This window comes from Myroides pelagicus, from assembly GCF_009711055.1.
GTDB lineage: Bacteria > Bacteroidota > Bacteroidia > Flavobacteriales > Flavobacteriaceae > Flavobacterium > Flavobacterium pelagicum.
On sequence record NZ_WMJY01000001.1, the window covers coordinates 163,458 to 188,936 of the forward strand.

Consider the following 25,479-nt stretch of genomic DNA (forward strand, 5'->3'; position numbering starts at 1 on the left):
GATTAAATTGTTTTTCTATGTGATAAAATTATGTTTTGTTGGTCTCCTGATACTTTGATTTCTCTGTGAAACCCAGTGGTTGTAATTAAAATATTCTTTTCCTTTGCCTTCTCATTAATGAAGGTTTCGATTAGTTCTAAGACATCAATATGGATATACCCCATACGCTTAGCGTCGATGGCCAAATGACAATTGTCAGGCAATTGATAGAGTCTGTTCTTAATAGCTGTTTTATTTAAGAAAGACACCTCTTGAGCTAAGGTTAAGGTATAGACTAATTGATCGTCTTTGACAGTTCGGTCCATTGAGAAAGCCTTACGAACATTGCCAATAAGTAGGAATAATACGCTCACTCCCATTCCAATAAGTACTCCTGTCAATAAATCAGTAACCACCACCATCACAAACGTGACAATAAAGGGAATGAATTGACTCAAGCCTTTATGCCAAAAATGAATAACTACTGCTGGCTTAGCTAGATTATACCCGACAAGTATTAATACAGCTGCTAAAGATGCTAGTGGAATCATATTCAACACTAGTGACAAAGAAACAACGGCTATCAATAAAAATACACCATGAATAACAGCAGAAGCCTTGTATATACCACCTGCATTCACATTTGCTGATGAACGCACGACTACAGATGTCATCGGTAAGCCTCCTAATAAAGAACTCAAGATATTCCCAACTCCTTGTGCCTTTAACTCTCTATTTGTATCTGTATGACGCTTTAAAGGATCTAATCGATCCGTAGCCTCGATACACAACAAAGTTTCAATAGAAGCCACAATTGCGATTGTCCCCCCGACCATCCATACTGCGGGGTTTGTAAAACCAGCCCAGTCTGGAAACACAAAAATTGAGGTAATTCCAGATAAACTATCAAAAGTTGGTATGGAAACTAATCTTGATGGCTCAATGGCTAAGCTGCTCTGTGTAGTTAGCCAAAATTGGTTAATCAAGATCCCTACTACCACTACAATCAATGCTGCTGGTAAAAAGGATACTTTCTTGGTCCATTTCATTTTATTCCACAATAGTAGTATGGCTAATGAAAGAGCGGTAATGATAACCGTTCCGGGTTGTATAGAGGCAATAGACTGTATATCTCCTAATGCATCTACACCAAAAACTAAAGGCAACTGTTTGATTAGAATAACCAATCCAATCCCCGCAAGCATTCCTTCAATTACACTAGAAGGAAAATAGTTAGCAATAGTACCTGATCGCAAGAACCCTAATACAATCTGTAAAGCTCCTGCTATTATTCCAGCAGTTAATAATAATTGGAAAGATCCCAATTCTGTAATTGCACCCAATATAATAGCTGCTAATCCTGCAGCTGGTCCACTGACACTTACATTGGAATTACTTAATAATCCTACGACCACACCCCCGATAATACCTGATATAATACCTGAAATAGGTGGAGCTCCTGAGGCTAGTGCAATCCCTAAACACAAGGGAAGCGCTACTAAAAAAACCACAAGACCTGGTGCTGCACTCTTCTTTAGTGCTGCAAAATTCATATTATTTGTCATTGTTCTTTTTATGCTTAATTTCAATTATGTCTTTTGCTTTTCCCATTACTTAGTACAATGCAAAGGAATCCCTGTTCGGTCTTTTGATAACAAAAAACCAAATACCTACCTATACTTGTAAAGCATAGAAAAAACGATAATAAGACAGATGTAATTTGTGAAGAAGGGCGTTTCTACTGCTGACAATTAACCCAATTGCAGTAGGATACTTCCATTCTAATCATAGAATGTACGATTGGCCTTTGGTAAGTCAATTCAGGCATACAATGCTCTCTAATGTTTAAGAAAACAAAACAACAATTATAAACTTCTTAGACTAATAGAGTACTATACCCCTTTCACTAGCTATAGCAAAAGGTCTAACGTACAGACTACAGACTACAAAAGACATATGATGGCTTCTAGATTTAAAACATAGCATATGCTTTACAGTTTATAACAAACTGTTTATCATTCTTATAAATGAATATAAGTAACCGTAAATGTCTGATGTAATACAAGTATTAGCAAAATACTAATACACAAATTAAACTAAGCGTTCGGGAGGGGGCAATAGGATATCAAACTCTTGTGATTCATACACGAGTTTTAATTGAGAGAAGTTTTTAACCAAGCCTTCACTAGCATCTAACAAATCTAAACCATGAAAATTAGATAAGTTCCATAGATGCCCATGGTTCTCTTCTTCAGCACTTGTGATAGGCTTTTTATTCTCTTCAGAAATATTCACCGCAGGTATTTCCAAGTCAATACCAGCAAACACCGCAATAGTGGGCGTTGCAAGGAAATTCACGAAGAATAACAATACGATTAGTGATACATATTTCATACCACAAAAATATTTTATTTCTGAAATCTACCAATATTTCACTTGTTAATTTTGCTATAAAAAAGTAGTTTTACTACTAAGACGTTTCTCGTTACACAAGACTTTGATGCGAGTAACCATTGGCATATTAGTCAACTTTACAGTCGCTTTATTCTCTTTGCTTTCTTATTTAGTCGATAAGAAAGTCCTAGTCCTACAATGACTCCTATCAAATGACCTTGCCAGGATACACCTGAATCTACCAAACTTGGGAATATACCGTAAAGTAAACTACCATAGATTATAGCGATCACAACAGACACTATGACTAAAATTAAATCACGCAAGAATATCCCACTAAAGAAAAGATAGCTAGCTAACATATAGATTAGGCCACTTGCTCCTATATGACAACTATAAACACCTGTCTTGAAATACGCAAAATCAGGTAACAACCACAAGAGTATCCCAGATATCAACCAACCCAAAATAAGTACAGTATATGCCTGTCTCTTATAGAATACAAACAATAGCGTATTCAATATAAATAGAGGAAGCGTATTACTAATGATATGATTGAGATTACCGTGTAAAAGCGGACTTAGAAAAATCCCCTTAATCCCCTCTATACGCCAAGGGATAACACCATAGCAATGCGTAAACAAACCAAGAGATTGCAATCCAAATACAAACCAAACAATACCTACCAAGGTTAAAGATGAATAAATGTCTGTCGTTTTAATTTGTATTGTTTTTCGGTTCATACAGTACTCGTGATAATATTAACTTATCCTAAAAGTACAATATATTTAAACAAAAAGAAAGAAATGTGGTGTATCCAACATTTCTTTCCTTTTTACCTTAGTGTTTCACAAAAGACTTATATATCTTTATGAATGCATTGAAGTTAATTCTCGCTAATGAATAAAACAAATAATACTTATATTTATAATGCTTTATATATTTCAAATCACTAATATACTTTCTAAAGATGTCTTCTCTTTCATTAACTAACGACATTCTAATTATACTAAAAGCCTTCGAACCCAGTAATTTTTGCTTCATCTTTTCCTTATCTCCCTTATAGTATTTATCTAGAAAATACATACGACAAGTATTAACTGCCTCTTCAAAGTCAATCATTTTATTTAAATCTTTCGAATGACTTGCAGACTCATTTAAAATACGGTAGACAGAAGAAATAAAAGGCATATACTTTAACTTTCCTCTAGTAGCAGCAAATAGCCAAATAGAATAATCACCAAATGGCAATCCCTTTAAATCTAAATAATCTGTTTGCAAATATTCCTCTAATAGACTTTTTCTTAAACATACCGTTAATGTAAAAATTCTATTTTTAACTAATAAATCTTCAAATCCTTCTATCTGTTGGGTACGTTGTAATTCAAGATTTCCTGTTTTCTGTGTATAGTATTGAGCATCTGTATAGACAAGATTATAATCAGGATTAGATTCTAAAAAATCTACTTGCTTTTGTAGTTTTAAAGTATCTGTCCAATAATCATCACCTTCACATATAGCAATATACTTCCCTTTGGCTCGAGAAAAATTAAAAGATACACTTGGGCTTATTCCTTGAGAGTATTGATTCTTCGATTGTAAAATAGGTTTAATAATTAAAGGGTACATCTCGTGATATTCTCTTATTATTTTTTGTGTATCATCAGAAGAAGCATCATCGTGAATCAACACTTCAAACTTAAAGTTACATTGCTGGTTCATTATCCCTTCCAAACACTTTCCTATATATTCGGCATGATTAAAAGTAACACATGATATAGTCACCATTATTTCATTCATAAAAATCGCTTTTTAGGATTGAAAAACTTATCAAATCTATAAAATGTCCATTTCTAAAAATAGCTTCCCTTAATATCCCTTCTTGTATAAAACCAATCTTTTTCATTGCACTCAAAGATCTTTGATTAGTTGCTAATACATTTGCAGACACTCGATTAATACCAAGCTGCTGAAAAACATAGTGTAGTAATTGCAATACTGCTTCCTTAGCATACCCTTTACCTCTAGCATTAGATTCTCCAATCATATACCCCATGATTCCAGTTCTATTTATATAATTAATATTTGTTAAATAAACTAAACCTATGAGTCTTCCTGAATCTTTCTCAATAACTGCTAATCTAACTTCTTTGCCTTTATTGTGGTTTTCAATTGAATTAATAATCCATTGTCTTTCACTTTCTAAGTTAGAATATCTTACCTGAGACACAACACCTTGTTTATAAACTTCATCTTGTCTCCATTGATAAGTAACTACGCTGTCTTCAATACTTAAAGCTCTTAAATAAACTTTACTTTCATTCATAAATAATATTTATATATTTTGAAGGATTATTATAAAACACCTTCATTAAATCTTTTGTCTTGAATTTTAAAATCAAAATACCTATAGTATGATTAGAACCATTAAACGGTTTTATCTTACAGCCTTCTTTTAGGTATAAGTGTTCTTCTATTATTTCTATTTCATTACTAAACCTATACTCTATAGAGTGAAAAATACCTTCTCGATTTGAATGTATTGCGTAATAACCAAAACCTTCCGATACTTTAGGGATTTCTTTCCTGTTATCCAAATTACTATCCTCCATCAAACAAGCTGTTAAAGCTAAATCTACTAAACTAATTCCTGTTAAGTATTCTATTGTTTGTGGTATATAATTCCCTCCATTTCGAGGACCTATTTCCATCAAGTAAATACATCCTTTACTATCTATCATTACCTCTAAATTAAAAGAAAGATTGCTTACTCCTAGAAGTGTCAAAGCTCTATTTATTTCATCTTTAATAAGTTTTTGATACTTAGAATCTATATCCGAAGGAAATGCCATACCTGAAGGGACATATGGATTTACATCAAAATCCACATATTGATCCCCAAAGCAAACAAATTCTAATCTATCTTTACCAAAAAATCCATCACCGCCAATCTGACAACCTATTTTGTTTATAAATTCCTCAACTATAATTATACCATTTCGTGAAAAACTCTTAGCATAATAAAAAGCTTGTTCAAATTCTGCTTGATTATTTATTTTAATCACTCCCTTACTACCTGAAGAATCTACAGGCTTTACCATTAGTGGAAAACTCCAATCTTTAAAATTAAAGTCCAAAATATTCAGACCGTATTGAGTCTTTGGAACATTAAAACCATTCTCATTAAGAAACTTTCTCCACAGATGCTTTTTCCCCAAAATTTCAATACTCTTTAATGGTGAAGTCTGTAACCCCAATATCGTAGCGACATATGCTGCTGTAGGAGCTCCCGGATCAGAAGCATAGGCTAAAATACCATCTATAGTTAATAAAGTTGCTAATGACAGAACTGCTTCTTTATCAGTAGTACTAACATTATAGTATTCATCACTATAGAAATGTCCAGGATTATTAGGTAAATAATCAGCTGTAATTACATAATAGCCCTTTTCTTTCGCCCTTTTTATCGCAGGCACTTGAGCATAACTTCCTCCTAAAAAAAGTATTTTTCTCATTTTAATTGATCCTATTCATTATTCCACATATTCGCTCTACCTCTTCTTCAGTCAAATCATAATAAAAAGGCAGACAAATAACTCTCTTAGCAATATCTTCTGTAACCACAAACTCTTGCTTGGGCAAATAGGGTAATGCAGATGCTAAAGAAGGGTAAAAATATCGACGAACGTGTATATCATCTTTTAACAATGCTTCCCTTACAGCTAATAACAATTCCTCACTCTCTAATACTATTGGATAATAAGGAAAATTCATTGTTGCACCTGCTCTCCAACAAGGTTGTACAGCTGGAAAACTCGCTAAGCCTTTAGTATATGCATCGTATAGTTTCTTACGCTTTTCAATAATAGAATCAATATACTTTAAATTTGCAATTCCCATAGCTGCATGCATCTCTGAGTTCTTCCCATTTATCCCTAGATCTGAGAACTTATCAAAGCCAGCTATTCCAAAATTTCTAATGTGCTTTAATCTCGTATTTAGCTCTTTATCATTCGTTACTATAAATCCCCCTTCAGTACTGTGATACAATTTTGTGGCGTGTAACGAACAAGTAGAAATATCTCCATATTCAAAAATAGATTTACCTTTATATTTCACACCAAAAGCGTGTGCTCCATCGTAAATTACTTTTAGATTATTTTTTTTTGCAATAGCATCTATTGCCTCTATATCACATGGATTACCATAAACATGAGTAGCCAATATAGCTACTGTATCTTTTGTAATTGCTTGTTCTATCTTGGTTGAGTCAATAGTTAAACTATCTTTTTCAATATCAACAAACACAGGAGTACACCCCTCCCATACAATAGTACTAGTTGTTGCAACAAATGAAAAAGGAGTTGTAATAATCTCTCCTTTTAATCCTAGTGCCTTAATAGCCATTTGTAATGCTATTGTGCCATTTGTTACAAACAATAGATTACTAACTGCTAATCGACTTTGTAACTTCTCCTCAAGCTTCACAGCTAATGGCCCCATATTGGTTAACCATTGGCGCTCCCATATACCTGCTATCAACGATTGATATTCATCAATCGGTGGTAGAAACGGTTTAACAACTGGAATCATTATAAAAATCTTTTCTTTATATACTCGTAATAATCTCCTTTTAACCCCTGAATGGATTGAGCCACATCTTGCTTTGAAACCCAGCGATACGTTAAAGCTATCTCCTCTAAACACGCAATTTTCAGGCTTGTTCGCTTTTCTACTGCTTTTACAAACTCTGTAGCTTCGGTTAACGATTCATGTGTTCCTGTATCTAACCAAGCAAAGCCGCGACTCATGGTCTGCACTTTTAATTCATCTTTTGACAGATACGCTTGATTAACTGTAGTTATTTCCAACTCCCCTCTATCTGACGGTTTTACGCCTTTTGCCATCTCAACAACTGAGTTTGGATAAAAATACAATCCTACTACAGCATAATTTGATTTAGGTACAGCTGGCTTTTCTATTATACTCAACACGTTTCCATCTGCATCAAACTCTGCTACTCCATATCGTTCTGGATCATTTACATAATAGCCAAACACAACTGCTTTTCTCTCTTCTACCACTGTAGCTACGGACTGCATCAACAACTTCTGCAAACCTGCTCCATAAAATATATTATCACCCAATACTAGACATACATCATCGTCTCCGATAAACTCCTCTCCTATGATAAAAGCCTGTGCTAATCCATCTGGACTAGGCTGCTCAGTGTACTGTATAGAAAGCCCCAATTGTCGCCCATCACCAAATAACTTTTTAAAGTTTGGCAAATCATGGGGTGTTGATATAATTAACACCTCTCTTATCCCTGCCAACATTAATACGGATAGTGGATAGTAAATCATCGGCTTATCATAGATAGGCAATAGCTGCTTAGATACTGCTAAAGTAAGAGGATGTAATCGCGTACCTGATCCACCTGCTAATATTATTCCTTTCATATTCTTAAAAGTGATCAGTGACCTGTAATCAGTGATCTCTATTTCTATATTTGTTACTTAATTTTTATTTAGTGATCTGTAATCACTCACCACTATACTGCTCATTATAGTAATCAGTATAAGCTCCACTTGTCACATTGTTCAGCCACTCTTGATTATTCATATACCACTCAATAGTCTTAGCCAATCCTTCTGGAAAGGTTACTGATGGTGCCCACCCTAGTTCTTGATTAATCTTTGTAGCATCAATGGCGTATCGCAAATCATGACCTGGTCTATCCTTGACATACGTGATAAGCTCTTCACTCTCTCCAGGCGTTCTCTCTAAGACCTTATCCATCTGTCTGCACAATTCTCGTACCAAATCTATGTTTTGCCACTCATTAAATCCTCCGATATTATAGGTCTCTGCGTTTGCTCCTTTGTGAAATACGTCATCTATCGCTCTTGCATGATCTATCACGTATAACCAATCTCGTGTATATCTGCCATCACCATAGATAGGCAACGGTTTTTGATGAATGATATTGTGAATACACAAAGGAATTAACTTCTCAGGGAAGTGATTTGGACCATAGTTGTTAGAGCAGTTACTTACCACATAAGGCATTCCATACGTCTCTCCATAAGCACGTACAAAGTGATCCGAACTCGCTTTAGAAGCAGAATAAGGAGAATTAGGATCATAAGCTGTCGTCTCTGTAAATAAGCCTGTCTCTCCCAATGTTCCGTACACTTCATCTGTACTAACATGATAAAAGCGCTTGCCTTCCCAATTATTTTGCCATAAAGTCTTGAATGCTTGTAATAAATTAACTGTTCCCAATACATTAGTACGGACAAATGCTAAGGGATCCGTGATCGAACGATCTACGTGAGATTCTGCTGCTAAGTGTATCACTGCTTCAAACTGCTGCTTTTGGAACAATTCATGTATAAAACGCTCATCTGTTATATCTGCTTTTACAAAAGTATAGTTGGAAGCTTTTTCTATATCTCTCAAATTCTCTAAGTTACCCGCATAGGTCAAGGCATCTAAATTGTAAATTTGATACATTGGGTACTTATTGACAAATTGTCTTACAACGTGAGAGCCAATAAACCCAGCTCCTCCTGTGATGATTATTTTTTTCATAAATTGATTCTCTTTCTTGTTATTGCTCTAGGAGATTCATAGCTTCTTTCTCTTTACTTTAATACAGGTAATTTAAGCTTTCATTACCCATGTAAAGTATTAATTATACTACAAAGTTAAATCATTAAAGACAGAAAGACTATTTCTTTCTATCTTACTTAACATCGACCTGATAAAGAAACCCTATCCATTCAAGTATCAATAGACTACCAACCTTCTAATACTTAAAATGCTAACAAACATTTCCCTTTACGTTCAATAATAACTTTTGCACTGATTAGAATAGCACTTGTGTACAATATTCCAAAGATCGTTTACTACACTACTGTATTAACTTAGTACAAAGTTCTATAGAAAATAACCCCCTTCGATTGAATAGGGGTACTATCTCCTAATAAATCCTATATCTTCCTTCTTTGAACCTACTACTCTCCATGTCTGTCTATAGTTCTTAAAATTGCTATTAAGCCTTTTTCATTCGCCTATCCTGCATATCTCACCTTGTCCAAACCTTGTTTAACCAAAAAAAAGCTGCCCAAATACAGGGCAGCTTTCATACGAAAAAAATTATAAATAGAAGAAATTAGCCTTTTACAAAGTAGGGACTAATGTGCTATTGATGATTAAATGTAAGTACAAACTCGCTACCTACACCATACTCACTATACACGTTAATACTCCCTCTTTGCGCTTCCATTATTTCCTTACTGATTGATAGGCCTAGCCCTGTCCCTTCTTTATGAGTACCTGGTACTCTAAAGTATCGGTCAAATACTCTACCTAAATACTCAGGTGGTATCCCTATTCCCTCGTCTTTAACTTTGATAATGGTTTGATCTTTATTTTGTACCACATTAACTTCAACTACAGAAGCATCGTGAGAGTAGTTAATCGCATTCGCAATTAAATTAGTCAATACCCAGGTAGTCTTTTCTGCATCAATTCGTACAGGTGTAATTAATGAAGGTAAATCAATGTGCAGTTGAATGTTCTTTTGCTCAGCTTGGGTATGGTTGGCTTCTAAAGCATATTGCACAATACTAGCCAATTCACTAGGTTGCATATTCATAGCTATCTTCCCGCTTTCTACTTGAGTAAGGTTCAGCAACTCTGACGTGATTTTCAACAATCGTTTTGCATCGTCTTGAATGCTGTCAATAAGCGTTGTCTGCTCCTGATTAAGCGTACCGATACGTTCATTTTTAAGTAGTTGAAGACTCATCTTCATCGAGGATATTGGTGTTTTGAACTCATGAGATACTGTAGCAATAAAGCGAGTCTTTGCCGCGTCTAATTCCTTAAAGGCAGTAATATTTTTTAATATAATAACGTGTCCCACCAATTCCTTAGCTATTTCACCAGTTGGTGTGATTGATATGTGCAAAAACTGTCTATCAAAGTAGCTCTCTTTTTCCTCGTGAATGACTTTTAGAGGCTCCTTTCCTGTTTGATCCATATCCATCTCTTGTAAGAGCATACGCATCAAATCGTTGTGTAGTGCTATATCCTTACTACTTTTGCCTACCATCTCAGACTCAGACAATCCAAGCACCTTACACGCTTGTTCATTGACAAAGATAACCTGCATGTTTTCGTCAATACCAATCACTACATCACTCATATTATTGATTAGAGCTTCGATTCGCTTCTTCTGTCGCATTAACTTGGCTAAATGACTATTGTTATACTCTTCCAACTTTTGAGCCATTGTATTAAAAGACAAAGCTAAATCACCAAACTCATCATTCTTATCTAAAAATACGCGTTCCTTATAGTTGCTACTTGCGATTTGCCGAATACTCTCTGTCAATTTTTGAATAGGATCCGCAATATTCGAAGGCAAGTTTATCAATAGTCCTAAACCAATCACAAAGCAGGCCGTACCCGCTATAGCAATCCAGATTGTAGCCTGTATCGCAGTATTATTTGCCAACTCACTCTTGAGTTCAATGGCTTTCATATTCATATCCATGACCTCGATCAGCCATTCTCTGATCTGCAATAGGTCTTTGGATTGTTGTCCGTCTTCTTTATACTTGGTGAAATACTTGCGCAGGGTCTGGTTGAGTTGTTCTTCGCCTACTTCAGTAGCATTAGCTTCTTGATTTCTCAATTGTTCTTCAAATTGAATCAGATGACTATCCCCTGGTTTATCCAACGCGCGTAACATACTCTTGGCATACAAGAGCGAATTGTAATTATCGTGTAAAATGTTGCGCGTATCCACCTTTAAAAAATGGATATAGATCAGCCCTACTGCACCCAAAAAGATAATAAGGGAAAAAAGTAGTCCTAAACCTAGGTTTAATTTAGTTTTAATTCTCATTTGGAAAAAATTATAATATCAATAGGCAAAGAAGACAATTTCTTTAGTAACTGCTTAAACAAATTAGTAGCTAAAATAATCTGATAAAGCCTTAACCTTGGTTTACCTAAACAAATTGTTGTTATTTGACGTTGTTCAATTTGGTTGATAATTGCTTTGGAAATATTTACATGTTCTACTTTAACGATTTCAGCACCTAACTCGGTAGCTAATTTAAAATTATTAATTAAATAGCGTTGCTTATCTAAGGCTATTTTATTAGGATGTTCTTTAGGAGTCTCTACGTAGAGGACATACCATTTAGAGTTCAAATAACTAGCTAGTCGGGCAGTTTTTCGAATGACATTTTTAGCATTTTTATCATTTGAGCTAATGCAAGCCATGAACCGACTTGGCTTAGCAGATATTGACAAACTTACCTCAGCAGCTACTTTATTCTCCACATGAGAGGCAACTTCTTTTAAAGCGAGCTCGCGAAGTTGCAAGATATTCGAGGTGGTAAAGAAGTTTTTGAGCGCTATAGGTACCTTCTCCAAAGGGTATATTTTCCCTTCTTTTAGTCGTTCGATCAAGTCATTAGCGGTCAAGTCGATATTAACGACCTCATCTGCCTGTTGAAGGACTTTATCCGGTACGCGCTCGCTTACCCCAATAGAAGTAATCTCTTTAATAGCATCGTTAAGACTTTCAATATGCTGGATATTCAAGGCAGATATCACACTGATACCTGCCTCTAATATCTCCATTACATCTTGCCATCGCTTAGCATTCTTGCTACCAGCAATATTGGAGTGAGCTAATTCGTCAATAATGACTACTTCAGGTCGATCGCTAAGAATGGCTTCTAAGTCCAGTTCTTCTACCATCTTTCCTTTGTAGAAGACCTCCTTTCTCGGTATGATTGGCACCCCTTCTAGTAATGCATGTGTTTCTGGACGCTGATGGGTCTCGATATACCCCAGTTTGACATCTACATGATTGCGCATTAAATCTCTAGCTTCTAATAGCATGCGATAAGTCTTCCCTACCCCAGCGCTCATACCAATATACACCTTAAACTTTCCACGCTTTGAACGGCGGATAAGCTTTAGGAAGTCTTCTGCACTTTGACGACTTTCTCTTTCCATTTACAACTTAATTGATAAACTACTACCTATGAATGTTTGTCCAGTAACTGCTGTTTGATTTCTAGTAAATACAGCATCTTTACTGCTGAGTGTTCTGGCTTCTATACGCCACATCACTTGGTCTGTAATTCGATAATCAATATTTACTGAGTACCCTAAGGTTTGAAACCCATGCGGTGTATCTGTGGCGATAATCACTCCATCTTCATCGTGATAGTACTCTACTCTGCCGGTCACACTCCACTTATTGTCAAACTTGTACTGTCCCATCACAAGTGGTGCATACCAATGACTATAAGACGTTGATGCTTTTGCTTTTTGTTGCAAACCTGTATCGATTCCCGCTAATAGCATCACTCTATCATTAACTTGGTAGGAAGCATACAAATTGTGAAAATAGCGCATTTTTCTCTCCTGATCAGGTGTATCACTACCAATAAAGGAACTGCTATTCACTGTCCATTGGCTAGTAGGTGTATAGGTCACTTGATGACCTATTGCTAGAGTAGAATTACCCGTAGGACGCTCAATGCGCTGCCAACCATTCATCACATTCAAGGCTATCATCCATTGTTGATTTGGCGTATGATAGGAAAGCTTTGCAGCAGAAGAAAAATAAGGAGAGTTCTCTGCCATCATACTGCGAGACATCGTCATTACATCTGCGCCAATATTACTCTCAAAACCGATATGAGAAGGCATAATACCTACATCTAACCACAGCTCTTTATCCGACAATAGCTTTACCCCTACTGATGCTTCATAGATGTTTTTGAGCCCATCAGGTTCATTGACTAGATTAGATTTGACATAACTTCCAGCCATAAATGCAAGATTAGCACGTACACGCTGCTGTTGGTAGTTTAGTTTTACCATGGCAAAGTTTAGATTAACCTCGTTGTGTCGATTAAACGAATATAAAAAGTCATTCAGTTGCCCCGTATTAGTCTGATTAAAGTCGTACATATAGTAAAGTTCCCCATAGGCATGAACATTAATACTGTCGGTCCATTTACTTTGTTTGTCTTGAGCTACAGCAGCAGTCATCGCTGATAAAAAGGCTAAACTAGCCCATAGAATTGTTTGTTTCATTTTACTTTTTTAATGCGTCTAAAGCAATATTTAATTCAATTACTTTTATTTTCTCAGGACCAAAAAGTCCCCATAAAGGCTGTTGGGTTTGCTGCTCAACCAGTTGCTCTAATTGAGCTAAAGGAATACCTGTATGCTCTGCTATACGCGCAATCTGCACGCGTGCAGCATCGACAGATATATGGGGATCCAACCCACTACCACTTGCTGTGATAATATCTACCGGGATATCGTGCTTGTCCACTGTAGGATTTTTCACAAGGAAATCAGCAATACGCTGTTCTACCTCGTCAAGATATTCAGCATTAGTGGTGGCTTTATTACTTCCTCCAGATCCAGCAGCATTGTAATCTACCGCAGATGGACGCGACCAGAAGTAATCATCTTGTGTAAAAGACTGCCCAACATTGACATAGTTCTTTCCATTAGCAGCCTCTACAATAAACCCCTCTCCTTGATTAGGAGAGAATTTGGCTATCCCCCACATCATTAGGGGATAAGCCACACAGAGTAAAACAACCAAACCTGTGGTTAATATAATAGATGGTATTAGATTTGTTTTCATTTGTTAGTTACATAAATAGTGAGACAAAAAGGTCAATTAATTTTATTCCTATAAAGGGTACGACAATACCTCCAAGACCATAGATAAATAAATTTCTACGCAAAAGAGCACTTGCTCCTATCGGCTTATAAGCGACCCCTTTAAGGGCAAGAGGTATAAGAAATGGAATCACAATAGCATTAAAAATAACAGCTGATAGAATAGCACTCTCAGGACTGTGTAAGTTCATGATATTTAAACCTTGCAAGGCAGGAATGGTTGTAATGAATAAAGCAGGAATTATAGCAAAATACTTTGCCACGTCATTAGCAATACTAAAGGTAGTGAGTGTACCACGAGTCATCAAGAGCTGTTTGCCTATTTCTACTACTTCAATTAATTTGGTAGGATCATTGTCCAGATCTACCATATTGCCCGCTTCCTTAGCTGCCTGTGTACCACTATTCATCGCTACACCTACATCAGCCTGTGCTAAAGCAGGCGCATCATTCGTACCATCACCCATCATCGCTACCAATCTACCTTCAGCTTGTTCTGCCTTGATATAGTTCATTTTATCTTCAGGCTTAGCCTCAGCAATAAAATCATCTACCCCCGCCTTGGTGGCGATATACTTGGCTGTCATCGGATTATCACCCGTAACCATTACAGTCTTTATACCCATTTTTCTCAATCGAGCAAAGCGCTCTTGAATACCTGGTTTAATTACATCTTGAAGTTCAATCACTCCTAAGACTTCTTCATTCTGAGAGACAACTAGAGGAGTTCCTCCATTTTCAGCTACTGCCTTTACACACTCCGCTACTTCATCGGGAAAAGAATGTCCAGCTTGAATACATAAATTCTTAATAGCATCTACCGCTCCCTTTCGAATACGTATATCATCATAATCAATACCCGAACTTCTAGTCTGTGCAGTAAAAGATATAAAGCGAGGATTGTCAACCCTATAATCTGCAGGATCAACCTCAGCCAACTCAATGATTGATTTACCTTCTGGAGTATCATCACTTAGAGAGCTCAACACTGCTGCTCTAACAAGCTGTTCTTTGGCTATGCCATGAGCCGCATGAAAATTAGTTGCTTTTCGATTACCTATAGTGATAGTTCCTGTCTTATCTAATAATAATACATCAATATCTCCAGCTGTCTCGACAGCTTTACCACTCTTGGTAATCACATTAGCTCTTAATGCTCTATCCATACCAGCAATCCCAATAGCTGATAATAAACCACCAATAGTCGTAGGAATTAAACACACGTATAAAGAAATCAGAGCTCCAATAGTAATAGCAACATTAGCAAAATCAGCAAATGGTTTAAGGGTAATAATAACCAGAGTAAATACAAGTGTAAACCCCGCTAGAAGAATAGTCAATGCTATTTCATTGGGTGACTTTTGTCGATTAGCACCTTCTACCAAAGCAATCATTTTATCTAAGAAACTCTCCCCAGGTTGTGCAGTTACACGTACCTTGATTTGATCAGAGAGTACTTTCGTTCCACCTGTCACAGAGCTTTTATCACCACCCGCTTCTCGAATCACTGGCGCACTTTCTCCTGTTATAGCGCTTTCATCAATGGTAGCTAAACCTTCTATAATCTCACCATCAGCAGCAATAATATCACCCGCTTTACAAATGAATACCATATCTTTCTCTAAAGCTGAAGAAGATATTTGTCTTCCATTCTCTAAGATTGCCGGAGTCTCTTCTCTAGTTTTTCGCAAGCTATCCGCCTGAGCTTTCCCTCTAGCCTCTGCAATCGCTTCGGCAAAATTAGCAAACAATAATGTAACGAAAAGCAGTAAGAATATAGCGAAATTATAGCCAAAGCTACCTTGACTTTGCTCCCCTAATAGGATCCATATACATACTCCTAACATTATCGCTGTTCCTATCTCAACGGTAAACATCACAGGGTTTCGAAACAGTGTTCTTGGATTTAACTTAACAAAAGCTTGTTTTAAAGCTTTTATAACTACTTCTCTTTGAAAAAGAGTCTTGTTCGTATGAGTTGCCATATTTTATAAACTTATTGTTGTGAAATAATCTGCAATTGGACCAAGTGTCAATACAGGGAAGAAAGCTAATGCTGCTACGATAAGAATTACCGTTAACACAATTGTACCAAAAGTCGTTGTATCTGTTGCTAAAGTTCCAGCACTTTCAGGTACATAGCGCTTATGAGCTAAGAAACCAGCTAAAGCGACCGGTCCTATAATAGGCAAATAACGCCCAAGTAGTAAGACTACACTTGTAGAGAAGTTCCACCAAGGCGTATTGTCTCCTAATCCTTCAAACCCACTACCATTATTGGCTGCCGATGAAGTGTACTCATATAGTATCTCACTAAACCCATGAAAAGATGGATTGTTTAACGTATCTCTTGTCAAATCAGGGAAAGCAGCTCCTAAAGCAGTACCTCCAAGAATTAATAATGGATGAATAAGCGCTACAATCATAGCTATTTTCATCTCCTTTGCCTCTATCTTTTTACCTAATAACTCAGGTGTTCTACCAACCATTAATCCACTGATAAATACAGCTAGTACAATAAACACAAAGAAATTAAGTACTCCTACACCTGCTCCACCATAGAAGGAATTAATCATCATGGCTAAGAGTTCATTCATACCTGACAGCGGTATAGAACTATCGTGCATAGAATTTACTGATCCTGTAGAGATAACTGTAGTAACTATACTCCAGAAGCCAGAAGCTGCAGCACCAAGACGCACTTCTTTTCCTTCCATAGCCCCTAGGGAATTGTCCACCCCCATAGCAGCTATATTTGGATTTCCATTAGTTTCCATCATTACATTAGGTACTGCTAAGCATAGGAAGCCAACTGTCATGGTTAAGAAAATCATCCAAGAAAACTTTCTTCTGTTAATATAAAATCCTAAAGCAAAGACCATAGCTAGTGGGATAATCAACTGAGCGATCATCTCAGTCATATTAGTAAGGTACGTAGGATTCTCTAATGGATGAGCTGAATTAGTACCAAAAAAACCACCTCCATTAGTCCCCAAGTGCTTAATAGCAATAAAAGCTGCTGCTGGACCACGAGATACCTCTACTTGTTCTGCTTCCATAGAAGTAATGGTATCTTTACCTTCAAAGGTCATTGGCGTCCCTTGGAAGATAAGTATAGTAGCTACAATAGCACTTAACGGTAATAAAATACGTGTAATCGACTTGACAAAGTACACATAGAAGTTACCCAAGAGCGTGGTAGTCTTATTTTTAAATGCCTCAAAGACTGCCACTGCTGCGGCCATACCAGTAGCTGCACTGACAAACTGAAGAAACATTAACCATATTTGAGTTAAATACGTTAAGCCTGTTTCTCCTGAATAATGTTGTAAGTTACAGTTGACCAAGAAAGAGATAGCAGTATTAAGTGCTAAATCGGGTGACATATTAGGGTTCTTATCTGGATTAAATGGTAGCGAGCCCTGTGTCATTAGAAGAATAAAGCCTATAACCAGCCATACGGCATTAATAGTCAGTAGTGCTGCTAAGTGTTGCTTCCAATTCATTCCTTGTTCAGGCTGAATCTTACTGCTCTTGTAAAACAGCTTTTCTAATGGGGTGAAGACACCGTCTAATAAAGTCGGTTTACCTGCGTAAACCTTTGCTATATATTTTCCCAAAGGAATTGAAATACCTATTGCCAGTAAAAAGGTGACAACGATTCCGAAGATTTCTGTATTCATTTTATTTATTTAATTAATAGTAGCATCTGATTGATGAGGTAAACAATACTATAAATCATGATAAAGATTATAGTTATCATACCTACTTGTTTACAGATTTGTTTAAAAGTTTTCTGGTTTAAGTAAGACATAACACAGGTAGGCAAATACAGCCAGGGCGATAATTAGTAATAAAATCATAATAAGTCTATTTTTTATAAGTTGTCAAAGAAGCTGATGGCTTTGTAGAACAAGCCAAAGCATACAACACCTAAAAGGATACATGCTAGAATGGTCATAGGTTGTCTTGTTTGAATTAGTTTATATTGTTTTTATTTGCCCAAAAGGCGAAGTGATACTTTGGATAGTCTGGATAACTATGCCTGCTTTGTAAGTGATTTTGTGTTTTCATTTTGTATTATTTTGACTTCCTATATACCAAGGCCATACCATTTTGACCCCTACCTACTCAATCTCCCTATAATCAAATAGATAGACTACAACTACCAATATGCCAAAAAACAAAACCCTATCATTTTGATAGGGTGACATGAGTAGTACCCTATCAAAATGATAGGGTAATTAAAAAAAGACCTAACAAAGACTAGTTGTAGTCTTTGTTAGGTCTTTGGATTCATTTAAGTATAAGTTTGGCTATATGTACAAATACCGCTATACTTTCTCTTTATATACAACCAGTACTTCTGTGATTTGTTCATATGCTCCTCGCTTTAAAGCTTTATTGACGGTAGTATTATCCTTATTGAGTAATTCTGCGATCTGTTTCTGCATTTTATCTTTGTTGAGCAATCTGTAAAAAATAGTCTCTGCTGTGGCAGGTTTCCATTGACTAGCAATAAAATTAACTAAGTTCAACATAGGGTTAAAGTAAAGGTCAAAGTCTTTAGAAGGGGTTTTGATACACAAGGTTTTATTTCTCATTGTTTCAAAAGCCTCTCTTGAATGAGTAAAAGCTTGTCCATTAGATTCTGTAACTAAATCAGAAGTGAAACCAGGTTTACCTAAGCCAATACTCATTCGAACATCTAATCTCTCTATATGCTTAATCAGTGACTTAATTAAAATGACGAGTTCTAATGCTTCTTTTGAAGTGATTTCAACTAAAAAGTAATTCTCCTTGTAGATTGCCCATTTACTAGCATCTGCTAATCTCGATTCAAATAGCATCTGTAGTTTCAATTGCCAGTGTTGAGGTTCTACATTTGTTGAGTTAATTATTTCTCCAGTAATTACAGCAATCATATACAGTGATTTTTATGCGATCTAAGATATGAAAAAGGGATTAATTAAAAAGTGATACGCTTCGGTTGATCCTGAATAATATACATTAGAAGCATCGCTTGTTATAGAGTAATCTGATACTGTTTGCCAGATATTTTAAAGTGAAACAACCCAATTAAACAATAGAGCTATCACAATACCTAACCCGAAACTGATGAGTGTTCCAATTAAAATATACTCAGTTAGCTTGACTTCTTTATTTGCTTTCAGGTCACCAAATCTAAAGATTGACTTAGCTGCTAATAAAAAACCTATACCTTCCCATCGTTGCATCACCACGAATAGAAATATAAACAAACGCTCTAAAATACCAATATACTTCCCTGCATTATCCAAGCCGTTATTGGGTACAGTAAAATTAAGTTGTTCAATAATTTTCTTGATGACAATAGGAGAGACGTAAACTAACATAATTAATGCACTATAGATAGCAATTGCATTCTTACCTGTCACAATACCCCAATCAATCGTATAAGGAAAGTAATAATACACAAAAACTGCAATTGACAAACCGTGTAAGACTTGATCAATTAACAACACTTTAATAGCATTTACCTTCTTTGCTAAATATATTTTAGTGAAAATATCAATCGCTAAATGAGCTAGTCCTAATATCCAAACTCCTACTAGGTATTTGCTCTCAAATCCAGTCACCAACAATAAGAGGAATAAATGAATAGCAGTATGTGTGAATAGAGATACAGACTTAATCCCATGGTCATTAATGTCCTTTACCATTTTATTGGTTTGAAAGACGAAATCACCAAGCAAGTGAGCTAATACAATTTTTATAATTAAGAGAAGCATAGTTTTACTTTATTAGAATATAGGTTTAGAATACTTGTTAATTCATCAAATGCGGCTCTCTTTAACGCTCTACTAAGTGTAGTGCTATTTATCCCCATTTTCTCAGCGATCTCTTTCTGCAATTCACTTTTATAATATAATCCATAGAAAAAGGCTCTAGCTGTCTCTGGCTTCCATTGATCAGCAATAAAACTGACCACCCCTAAGATTGGATTAAAATATTCATCAAAGTCTTTAGAGGGGGTTTTGAGTAATAGTGTTTTATCCTTTAACCCTTCAAATGCTTCACCTGAATTAATATAAGCCTGACCATAAGACTCTGTAATTTTCTCTACCTCGTACTCACTTTCACCTATACCAAGACTCATTCGAACATCTAACTTAGGAACTTGTTTGATCAAGGCTTTAATTAATAGCATCAACTCAAAAGCAGAAGCTATATCTGTCTGTATTTGAAAACTGTCTCCTCTATAGATCTCCCACTTTGTCTGATCCGTAATCGCTTTACTCAAAAAATTTCTAAGTGGCATATGCCACTCATTTGGATCTACACTACGTGAGTTTACAATATCTCCTGTAATAACTGCTATCATCTTGATTATTTTCTTTGACTAAGATATGAAAAAATTGTATCATTTAGTACATTTCTTGAAAATTGTACTATTTAATACAATTCTTAAAAATTGCACTATTTAATGCAACTTAACAAATCTAATTAACCTAATTGATATTCTGTTATTTTACGGTATAGCGTTGTCAATGCAATACCTAGATATTCTGCTGTTTTTGTTTTATTCCCATTAGTAAACTCCAATACCTTTTGAATATGTTGCTTTTCAACTGTTGCCAAGTCCAAAGCCAAACCTTCTTGATTTGTTGGCGCGTATTGCTGTTGAACTTCATAAGGTAGATCACTTACCTCTATAGCCATAGAAGAACATAAAATCAACGCGCGTTCTATCGCATTGCGCAACTCTCTAATATTCCCTGGCCACTGATAGAGTTTTAAAGCCTCTAAGGCTGTTTTTGATATGGTCTTGACCAAACTACTCTGTTGTTTGGCAAACTGTCCTCTAAATCGCTCTGCTAATAGTTCAATGTCTTCCACACGCTCTCTCAGTGCTGGCAATATAATCTCAAAGACTGAAATGCGATAATATAGATCTTCTCTAAAGTGTCCTTGTTTAATCTCTTGGTTAAAGTCTCTATTGGTCGCTGCTATAATGCGTATATCTACTTTTGTCGGTTTAGTCTCCCCTATTTTAAGAAACTCTCCTGTCTCTAGCACACGTAACAACTTTGCTTGTAGCTCAATTGGCATCTCTCCTATCTCATCTAAGAAAAGCGTCCCCTGGTGGGCTTCTTCAAATAGTCCTTTCTTATCCTTAGTGGCATTGGTAAAAGACCCTGCCTTATGTCCAAACAATTCACTTTCCAACAAATCTTTACTAAAGGCAGAACAATTAATTGCCACAAAACTATGGGGTGCTCGTTTACTTGATTGATGTATTGCCTGAGCAAACACCTCCTTTCCAGTCCCTGTCTCACCTGTCAATAAGACTGTTGCACTAGTTGGAGCCACTCGCTTAGCTAGATCAACAGCGATTAAGAATGTTTTGCTCTGTCCTACTACATGATCAAAACCTATAACAGTTGCATCCTCTTGCTTACAATCTTGCTCAAGTGTGCGATTAATCCCCACACGCTCTATAGCGCGGTATAACAATGGTAATATCTTATTGTTATCGTCGCCTTTGGTAATATAATCAAATGCTCCATTCTTTATGGCTTGTACACCATCTGGAATATTTCCATAAGCTGTCAGTAAAATCACTTCCACTGTAGGATATGCCTGCTTGATTTGCTCGACGAATGCTACTCCATTACCATCGGGCAACTTCACATCACAGAGTACTACATCAATAGGTAATTGACTCAACTTCTTTGTAGCTGTCTTTAAATCTTCTGCTTGATGAACCTCAAAGCCTTCTAATTCTATAATTCTGGATAAAAGCTTTCGAAGTTTATCTTCGTCATCAACTACTAATATTTTTTGTAATACCATCTCTACACTTATACTATGAAGCCATAAAGGTATAAAACATTAATAAATACTTTCAAAATTATTCAATCGGAATATAGAGCCAAGACGATACGAGTTATTGCCTAATTTTCACAAAAACAGGAGCCTTACTCTAAGTAAAAAACAACTATTAACATTCCTTTACCAGCTAATTACAGTAAATCACTTTCTTCTTATTTTAAGAATCTTTACTTTTGCCTCTTAATATATACTATTCACTGTTTTATGACTCCACCTTTAATATCTGTAATTGTCCCTGTTTACAACGTTCAAGATTACGTAGCTCAGTGCATTGAGTCGATTATCAATCAATCTTATCAAAACTTAGAAATAATCATTGTAAATGATGGAACAAAAGACAACTCTGCTGATATATGCAGAAAATATGCGGAAAAAGATAGTCGAATAATATTCCTAGAAAAAGAGAATGGAGGATTATCTTCAGCTCGTAATTTTGGTTTAGACCGCGCTACGGGCGATTATATCTCATTTGTTGACTCTGATGACTTTCTATACGAAAAGTACTTTGAAGTATTGCTTTATCATTTAGCAGATGCTGATGTTGTTTTCTGTAATGCGAATTTTTACAAAACAGATGCAGACCTGACTTTCCCATCTAATGAAAGTCTTATTTCTCCGCAGACAGTTGAATTCTCTTCAATAGAACTTTTACAGAAAATCAATACATTTAAAAAACCTCTTGTAGTCGTTGCTTGGGGGAAGCTATACAAAAAAGAAATATGGCAACATTTGAGGTATAGTGAAAGCAAAGTTCACGAAGATGAGTTTATTATTCACTACCTCATTGATAAAGCAAGTAAGATAAAATTCATTGACTTACCTCTTTACTACTACAGACAAAATAGAGAAGGTAGTATCATGAATAGTATATCAGAAAAAAAAGTCAATAACTATTACCAAGCATGTCTTGATAGAGAAGCATTCTTCTTAAAAAAAGGAATGAACAAAGAGGCTGCTAAAATCTATAATAATGGAAAAAGTTACTTGATTCGAAAATCTATAAAATTGAAAGCGCAGAATGAAAACACAACATTTAGTGCTATTTTAAAAGATCCGAAACTCTTCCTATCTTCTAAATTTGAGCTTATTGTCAAAAAACTAATCTATAAGTCCTAATCAGTTTATACATTGACTGAAATCACAAAACGATAGAAAAATACTTATTAGTAATATACTACCGTCAGCTGAAAAATAATATAAGCAATATTCTCAATTGCTACTAACAGAGTCAAAAAGGAATAGAAACTTATAATAAGTTTCTATTCCTTTTCTTCTGTACCCTTCTGTACAAACCACTTGGCGATTGCACTAAAGTTAGTTAGCATTATGTACGCTATTACTAAATTCAAACCTGCCTTTACTAAATCATAATTAGTAAATATACTTATATGACTTTCTGAAGCACTGGCCGAAAAACGCTGTATCACAGCAGTTACAACAAAAGATAAATTATCTAGAAGCAGATAACCTCCCATAATAAATACTCCTATCTTAATCACATCCGTTGAGGTAATACCTTCTAAGGCGATAGTCTGATCGATAAAACCCTTCGACAAATTAAATACGCTCACTAACTTATCTGCATAATACATCAACAATACCCCTATAAGTATAAATAACATATCTTGTCCTACTCCTATATTCATAACCTTCAAATAAGCTTGCTCGCCAAACAAATAAACCAAACCTACATTCAATAGAGACAATAAACTACTCAATACAGTAGAAAACCCAGTTAACTTAATAAACAGTGTAAACAAGTCTTTTATATACATCTTTTCTTATTTTCTATCTAGCTAATTTACAACTTTACACAGCAAAACATACCTCATTGCATATTTATATGTTAAAAGTATGCTTTGAGGTATGTTCCTGCTTTTTAGTATGTTCTTTATTGTTCTAATATCAACTCTACATAGACTGTTCCCTCTGGATAGTTGAAATACTCCACATCTTCAGCTGTGTACGCTCCATGCTCTCTCAATGTAATTGACTTATTAGTAAAAGATTGAATAAAATACCCACGCGGAACAAAAGTATCCTCTGTAGGCCACAGCATAAAAAAGTTCTTTGCATCTATATTGTACTTAGCTTTGACTGTATTGGCGTCACACTCGCCATACTCATTCTTATAATTAAACTTGATCTGTAAATACTCTTCTTCTATATTCCAAGTATCTAATCCACAAGCTGTAGTTGATGCAAAATCATCCGTTTTGATCACCTTTTCATCTTTATCCAAATAGACTTGCTTTGTCCAATTCCACACCCCTATAGCTGCTTCTTTATACTTCTCCTCTGCAATCTGCTCCGTTGGATTTACTGGATCTGTCGTAGGCCCATCTATATTTGTATTGTCATCACTTGAACATGAACCTATGGTCAATCCAAATAATGTAATCAACATTAATACATTTAGTTTTTTCATAATTATATCTACCTTTTTAGTTATCCGTCTAAGATATAACTCTTTACAGGCTACAATTATTAAGTATTCAAACATATAAATCAAAAAATATACACAATACAAATATCTTACTCTAGTCTATCCTGTTTTACAGATACAATGCCTTTTACTCCTTTTATTGCCCTAACTTTCTTTAAAAAAGAACTACATTCGCGCTAAATAATTTAAACATGACTTGTACACTTTGCAACCAAGCCTTACGAGATTTACATACAGACCGTTATTATCATTGTGATTATTGTGGTGCTTATAATATGGATAGCCAATATCGCTTCACTGAAGATAAAGAAAAAGCACATTACCAATGTCATAACAACGATATAAATGATATTGGTTATCAGCAATTCACAGCTCCTGTAACCAATGCTATTTTAGCACATTGCACATCTGATATGCTCGGTTTAGATTATGGTTGTGGCAAGGGACCTGTCATAACTAATCAATTACAAAACGAAGGTTATCACGTAGACTTATATGACCCTTACTTCTACCCCGACACCTCTTACCTTACCAAGCAATATGACTATATATTCAGTTGCGAAGTTTTTGAGCACTTCTACAATCCAGCAGATGAGCTGACAAAGCTCACTAATCTATTAAAACCTGGAGGACTACTCGTGATTAAAACCCACTTATTTGTAGATCAAACACCTTTTGAACAATGGTATTATATCAAAGATGAAACACACGTGTTTATTTATACCTTTCAAACGATTCAGTACATCGCTAAGCAGTTTAGCTATACCATCGAAAAACTAGAAGAGCGCCTAGTGATCCTACGCAAAAAATAAAGGCAGAGCACCATACAATTGCTCCGATTAACAAGCGTTATTCCTCTAATTATTTTTGATTAATCAACAGTAATTCTATTGTTTTAGGTTTTATATAATCAAGTAGTAATCAAGTATTGATAAGGATATGATCGGGACTTTTTGATGCAAAATATCCCGACCATGTCTCGACCATATCCCGACCATATCCCGACCACTCCAAAACTAGCGCATAAAAAAACAGCTAAC

24 protein-coding genes are annotated in these 25,479 nt (G+C 35.6%); 2 read left to right on the plus strand and 22 right to left on the minus strand.

The features are described 5' to 3' along the window. Positions 1 to 2 precede the first annotated feature (2 nt). From GJV77_RS00745 to GJV77_RS00840, 20 genes are all read right to left on the minus strand, one after another. Complete coding sequence (locus tag GJV77_RS00745) at positions 3 to 1,544, minus strand: SulP family inorganic anion transporter (RefSeq protein ID WP_155034445.1); 1,542 nt, start codon at positions 1,542 to 1,544, stop codon at positions 3 to 5. Positions 1,545 to 2,070: 526 nt separating this feature from the next. After that, the gene (locus GJV77_RS00750; RefSeq protein ID WP_155034446.1) at positions 2,071 to 2,373 is read right to left on the minus strand and encodes a hypothetical protein; all 303 of its coding nucleotides are present in this window, start codon (positions 2,371 to 2,373) and stop codon (positions 2,071 to 2,073) included. A gap of 137 nt (positions 2,374 to 2,510) precedes the next feature. Continuing rightward, entirely contained in the window at positions 2,511 to 3,116 is a 606-nt protein-coding gene (locus tag GJV77_RS00755; protein WP_155034447.1) for a rhomboid family intramembrane serine protease, read from the minus strand. Positions 3,117 to 3,213: 97 nt separating this feature from the next. Continuing rightward, positions 3,214 to 4,173: a glycosyltransferase gene (locus GJV77_RS00760; RefSeq protein ID WP_155034448.1), complete on the minus strand. Its 960-nt coding sequence runs from the start codon at positions 4,171 to 4,173 to the stop codon at positions 3,214 to 3,216. Continuing rightward, entirely contained in the window at positions 4,166 to 4,699 is a 534-nt protein-coding gene (locus GJV77_RS00765; RefSeq protein WP_155034449.1) for a GNAT family N-acetyltransferase, read from the minus strand. The genes GJV77_RS00760 and GJV77_RS00765 overlap by 8 nt, the downstream gene beginning before the upstream one ends. After that, complete coding sequence (locus tag GJV77_RS00770; RefSeq protein WP_155034450.1) at positions 4,692 to 5,888, minus strand: ATP-grasp domain-containing protein; 1,197 nt, start codon at positions 5,886 to 5,888, stop codon at positions 4,692 to 4,694. The genes GJV77_RS00765 and GJV77_RS00770 overlap by 8 nt, the downstream gene beginning before the upstream one ends. 1 nt (position 5,889) lies before the next feature. After that, on the minus strand, positions 5,890 to 6,966 hold the full coding sequence (locus GJV77_RS00775; RefSeq protein WP_155034451.1) for a DegT/DnrJ/EryC1/StrS family aminotransferase: 1,077 nt from the start codon (positions 6,964 to 6,966) through the stop codon (positions 5,890 to 5,892). After that, the gene (gene rfbA, locus GJV77_RS00780) at positions 6,966 to 7,835 is read right to left on the minus strand and encodes a glucose-1-phosphate thymidylyltransferase RfbA (protein WP_155034452.1); all 870 of its coding nucleotides are present in this window, start codon (positions 7,833 to 7,835) and stop codon (positions 6,966 to 6,968) included. Before rfbA ends, GJV77_RS00775 begins: the two co-directional genes overlap by 1 nt. A gap of 82 nt (positions 7,836 to 7,917) precedes the next feature. Next, positions 7,918 to 8,970, minus strand: coding sequence for a dTDP-glucose 4,6-dehydratase (gene rfbB, locus GJV77_RS00785; RefSeq protein ID WP_155034453.1), 1,053 nt, complete (start codon positions 8,968 to 8,970; stop codon positions 7,918 to 7,920). A 613-nt stretch (positions 8,971 to 9,583) separates the two neighbouring features. Next, on the minus strand, positions 9,584 to 11,296 hold the full coding sequence (locus GJV77_RS00790) for a sensor histidine kinase (RefSeq protein ID WP_155034454.1): 1,713 nt from the start codon (positions 11,294 to 11,296) through the stop codon (positions 9,584 to 9,586). Next, positions 11,293 to 12,423 (minus strand): sensor protein KdpD, encoded by a 1,131-nt coding sequence (locus GJV77_RS00795; protein ID WP_155034455.1) that lies wholly within the window; start codon positions 12,421 to 12,423, stop codon positions 11,293 to 11,295. Before GJV77_RS00795 ends, GJV77_RS00790 begins: the two co-directional genes overlap by 4 nt. After that, complete coding sequence (locus GJV77_RS00800; RefSeq protein ID WP_155034456.1) at positions 12,424 to 13,515, minus strand: porin; 1,092 nt, start codon at positions 13,513 to 13,515, stop codon at positions 12,424 to 12,426. Between the two features lies 1 nt (position 13,516). Then, positions 13,517 to 14,080 (minus strand): potassium-transporting ATPase subunit C, encoded by a 564-nt coding sequence (locus tag GJV77_RS00805; RefSeq protein WP_155034457.1) that lies wholly within the window; start codon positions 14,078 to 14,080, stop codon positions 13,517 to 13,519. 7 nt (positions 14,081 to 14,087) lie between these two features. Further along, positions 14,088 to 16,103, minus strand: a complete 2,016-nt coding sequence (gene kdpB, locus GJV77_RS00810; protein ID WP_155034458.1) for a potassium-transporting ATPase subunit KdpB — start codon at positions 16,101 to 16,103, stop codon at positions 14,088 to 14,090. Positions 16,104 to 16,106: 3 nt separating this feature from the next. Further along, positions 16,107 to 17,801 carry a potassium-transporting ATPase subunit KdpA gene (gene kdpA / locus GJV77_RS00815; protein WP_155034459.1) on the minus strand — a complete coding sequence of 565 codons (1,695 nt, stop codon included), beginning with the start codon at positions 17,799 to 17,801 and terminating at the stop codon, positions 16,107 to 16,109. 102 nt (positions 17,802 to 17,903) lie between these two features. Then, positions 17,904 to 17,981, minus strand: a complete 78-nt coding sequence (kdpF, locus tag GJV77_RS15050) for a K(+)-transporting ATPase subunit F (protein WP_155034512.1) — start codon at positions 17,979 to 17,981, stop codon at positions 17,904 to 17,906. 471 nt (positions 17,982 to 18,452) lie between these two features. After that, positions 18,453 to 19,043 carry a SatD family protein gene (locus tag GJV77_RS00825; protein WP_155034460.1) on the minus strand — a complete coding sequence of 197 codons (591 nt, stop codon included), beginning with the start codon at positions 19,041 to 19,043 and terminating at the stop codon, positions 18,453 to 18,455. A 135-nt stretch (positions 19,044 to 19,178) separates the two neighbouring features. Further along, entirely contained in the window at positions 19,179 to 19,889 is a 711-nt protein-coding gene (locus tag GJV77_RS00830) for a DUF3307 domain-containing protein (RefSeq protein ID WP_155034461.1), read from the minus strand. Next, on the minus strand, positions 19,877 to 20,482 hold the full coding sequence (locus GJV77_RS00835; RefSeq protein WP_155034462.1) for a SatD family protein: 606 nt from the start codon (positions 20,480 to 20,482) through the stop codon (positions 19,877 to 19,879). The genes GJV77_RS00830 and GJV77_RS00835 overlap by 13 nt, the downstream gene beginning before the upstream one ends. Before the next feature lie 122 nt (positions 20,483 to 20,604). Next, complete coding sequence (locus GJV77_RS00840; RefSeq protein ID WP_155034463.1) at positions 20,605 to 21,954, minus strand: sigma-54-dependent transcriptional regulator; 1,350 nt, start codon at positions 21,952 to 21,954, stop codon at positions 20,605 to 20,607. A 243-nt stretch (positions 21,955 to 22,197) separates the two neighbouring features. Here GJV77_RS00840 and GJV77_RS00845 point away from each other — a divergent pair, with 243 nt between their 5' ends. Beyond that, positions 22,198 to 23,109, plus strand: coding sequence for a glycosyltransferase family 2 protein (locus GJV77_RS00845; RefSeq protein ID WP_155034464.1), 912 nt, complete (start codon positions 22,198 to 22,200; stop codon positions 23,107 to 23,109). A 143-nt stretch (positions 23,110 to 23,252) separates the two neighbouring features. Here GJV77_RS00845 and GJV77_RS00850 read toward each other — a convergent pair whose 3' ends face one another. Both GJV77_RS00850 and GJV77_RS00855 read right to left on the minus strand, forming a co-directional pair. Beyond that, positions 23,253 to 23,768 (minus strand): hypothetical protein, encoded by a 516-nt coding sequence (locus tag GJV77_RS00850; protein ID WP_155034465.1) that lies wholly within the window; start codon positions 23,766 to 23,768, stop codon positions 23,253 to 23,255. Between the two features lie 116 nt (positions 23,769 to 23,884). Next, entirely contained in the window at positions 23,885 to 24,421 is a 537-nt protein-coding gene (locus GJV77_RS00855; protein WP_155034466.1) for a hypothetical protein, read from the minus strand. A 209-nt stretch (positions 24,422 to 24,630) separates the two neighbouring features. Between GJV77_RS00855 and GJV77_RS00860 the strand changes: the two genes are divergently transcribed. Further along, positions 24,631 to 25,251, plus strand: a complete 621-nt coding sequence (locus tag GJV77_RS00860; protein WP_155034467.1) for a class I SAM-dependent methyltransferase — start codon at positions 24,631 to 24,633, stop codon at positions 25,249 to 25,251. Positions 25,252 to 25,479 lie beyond the last annotated feature (228 nt).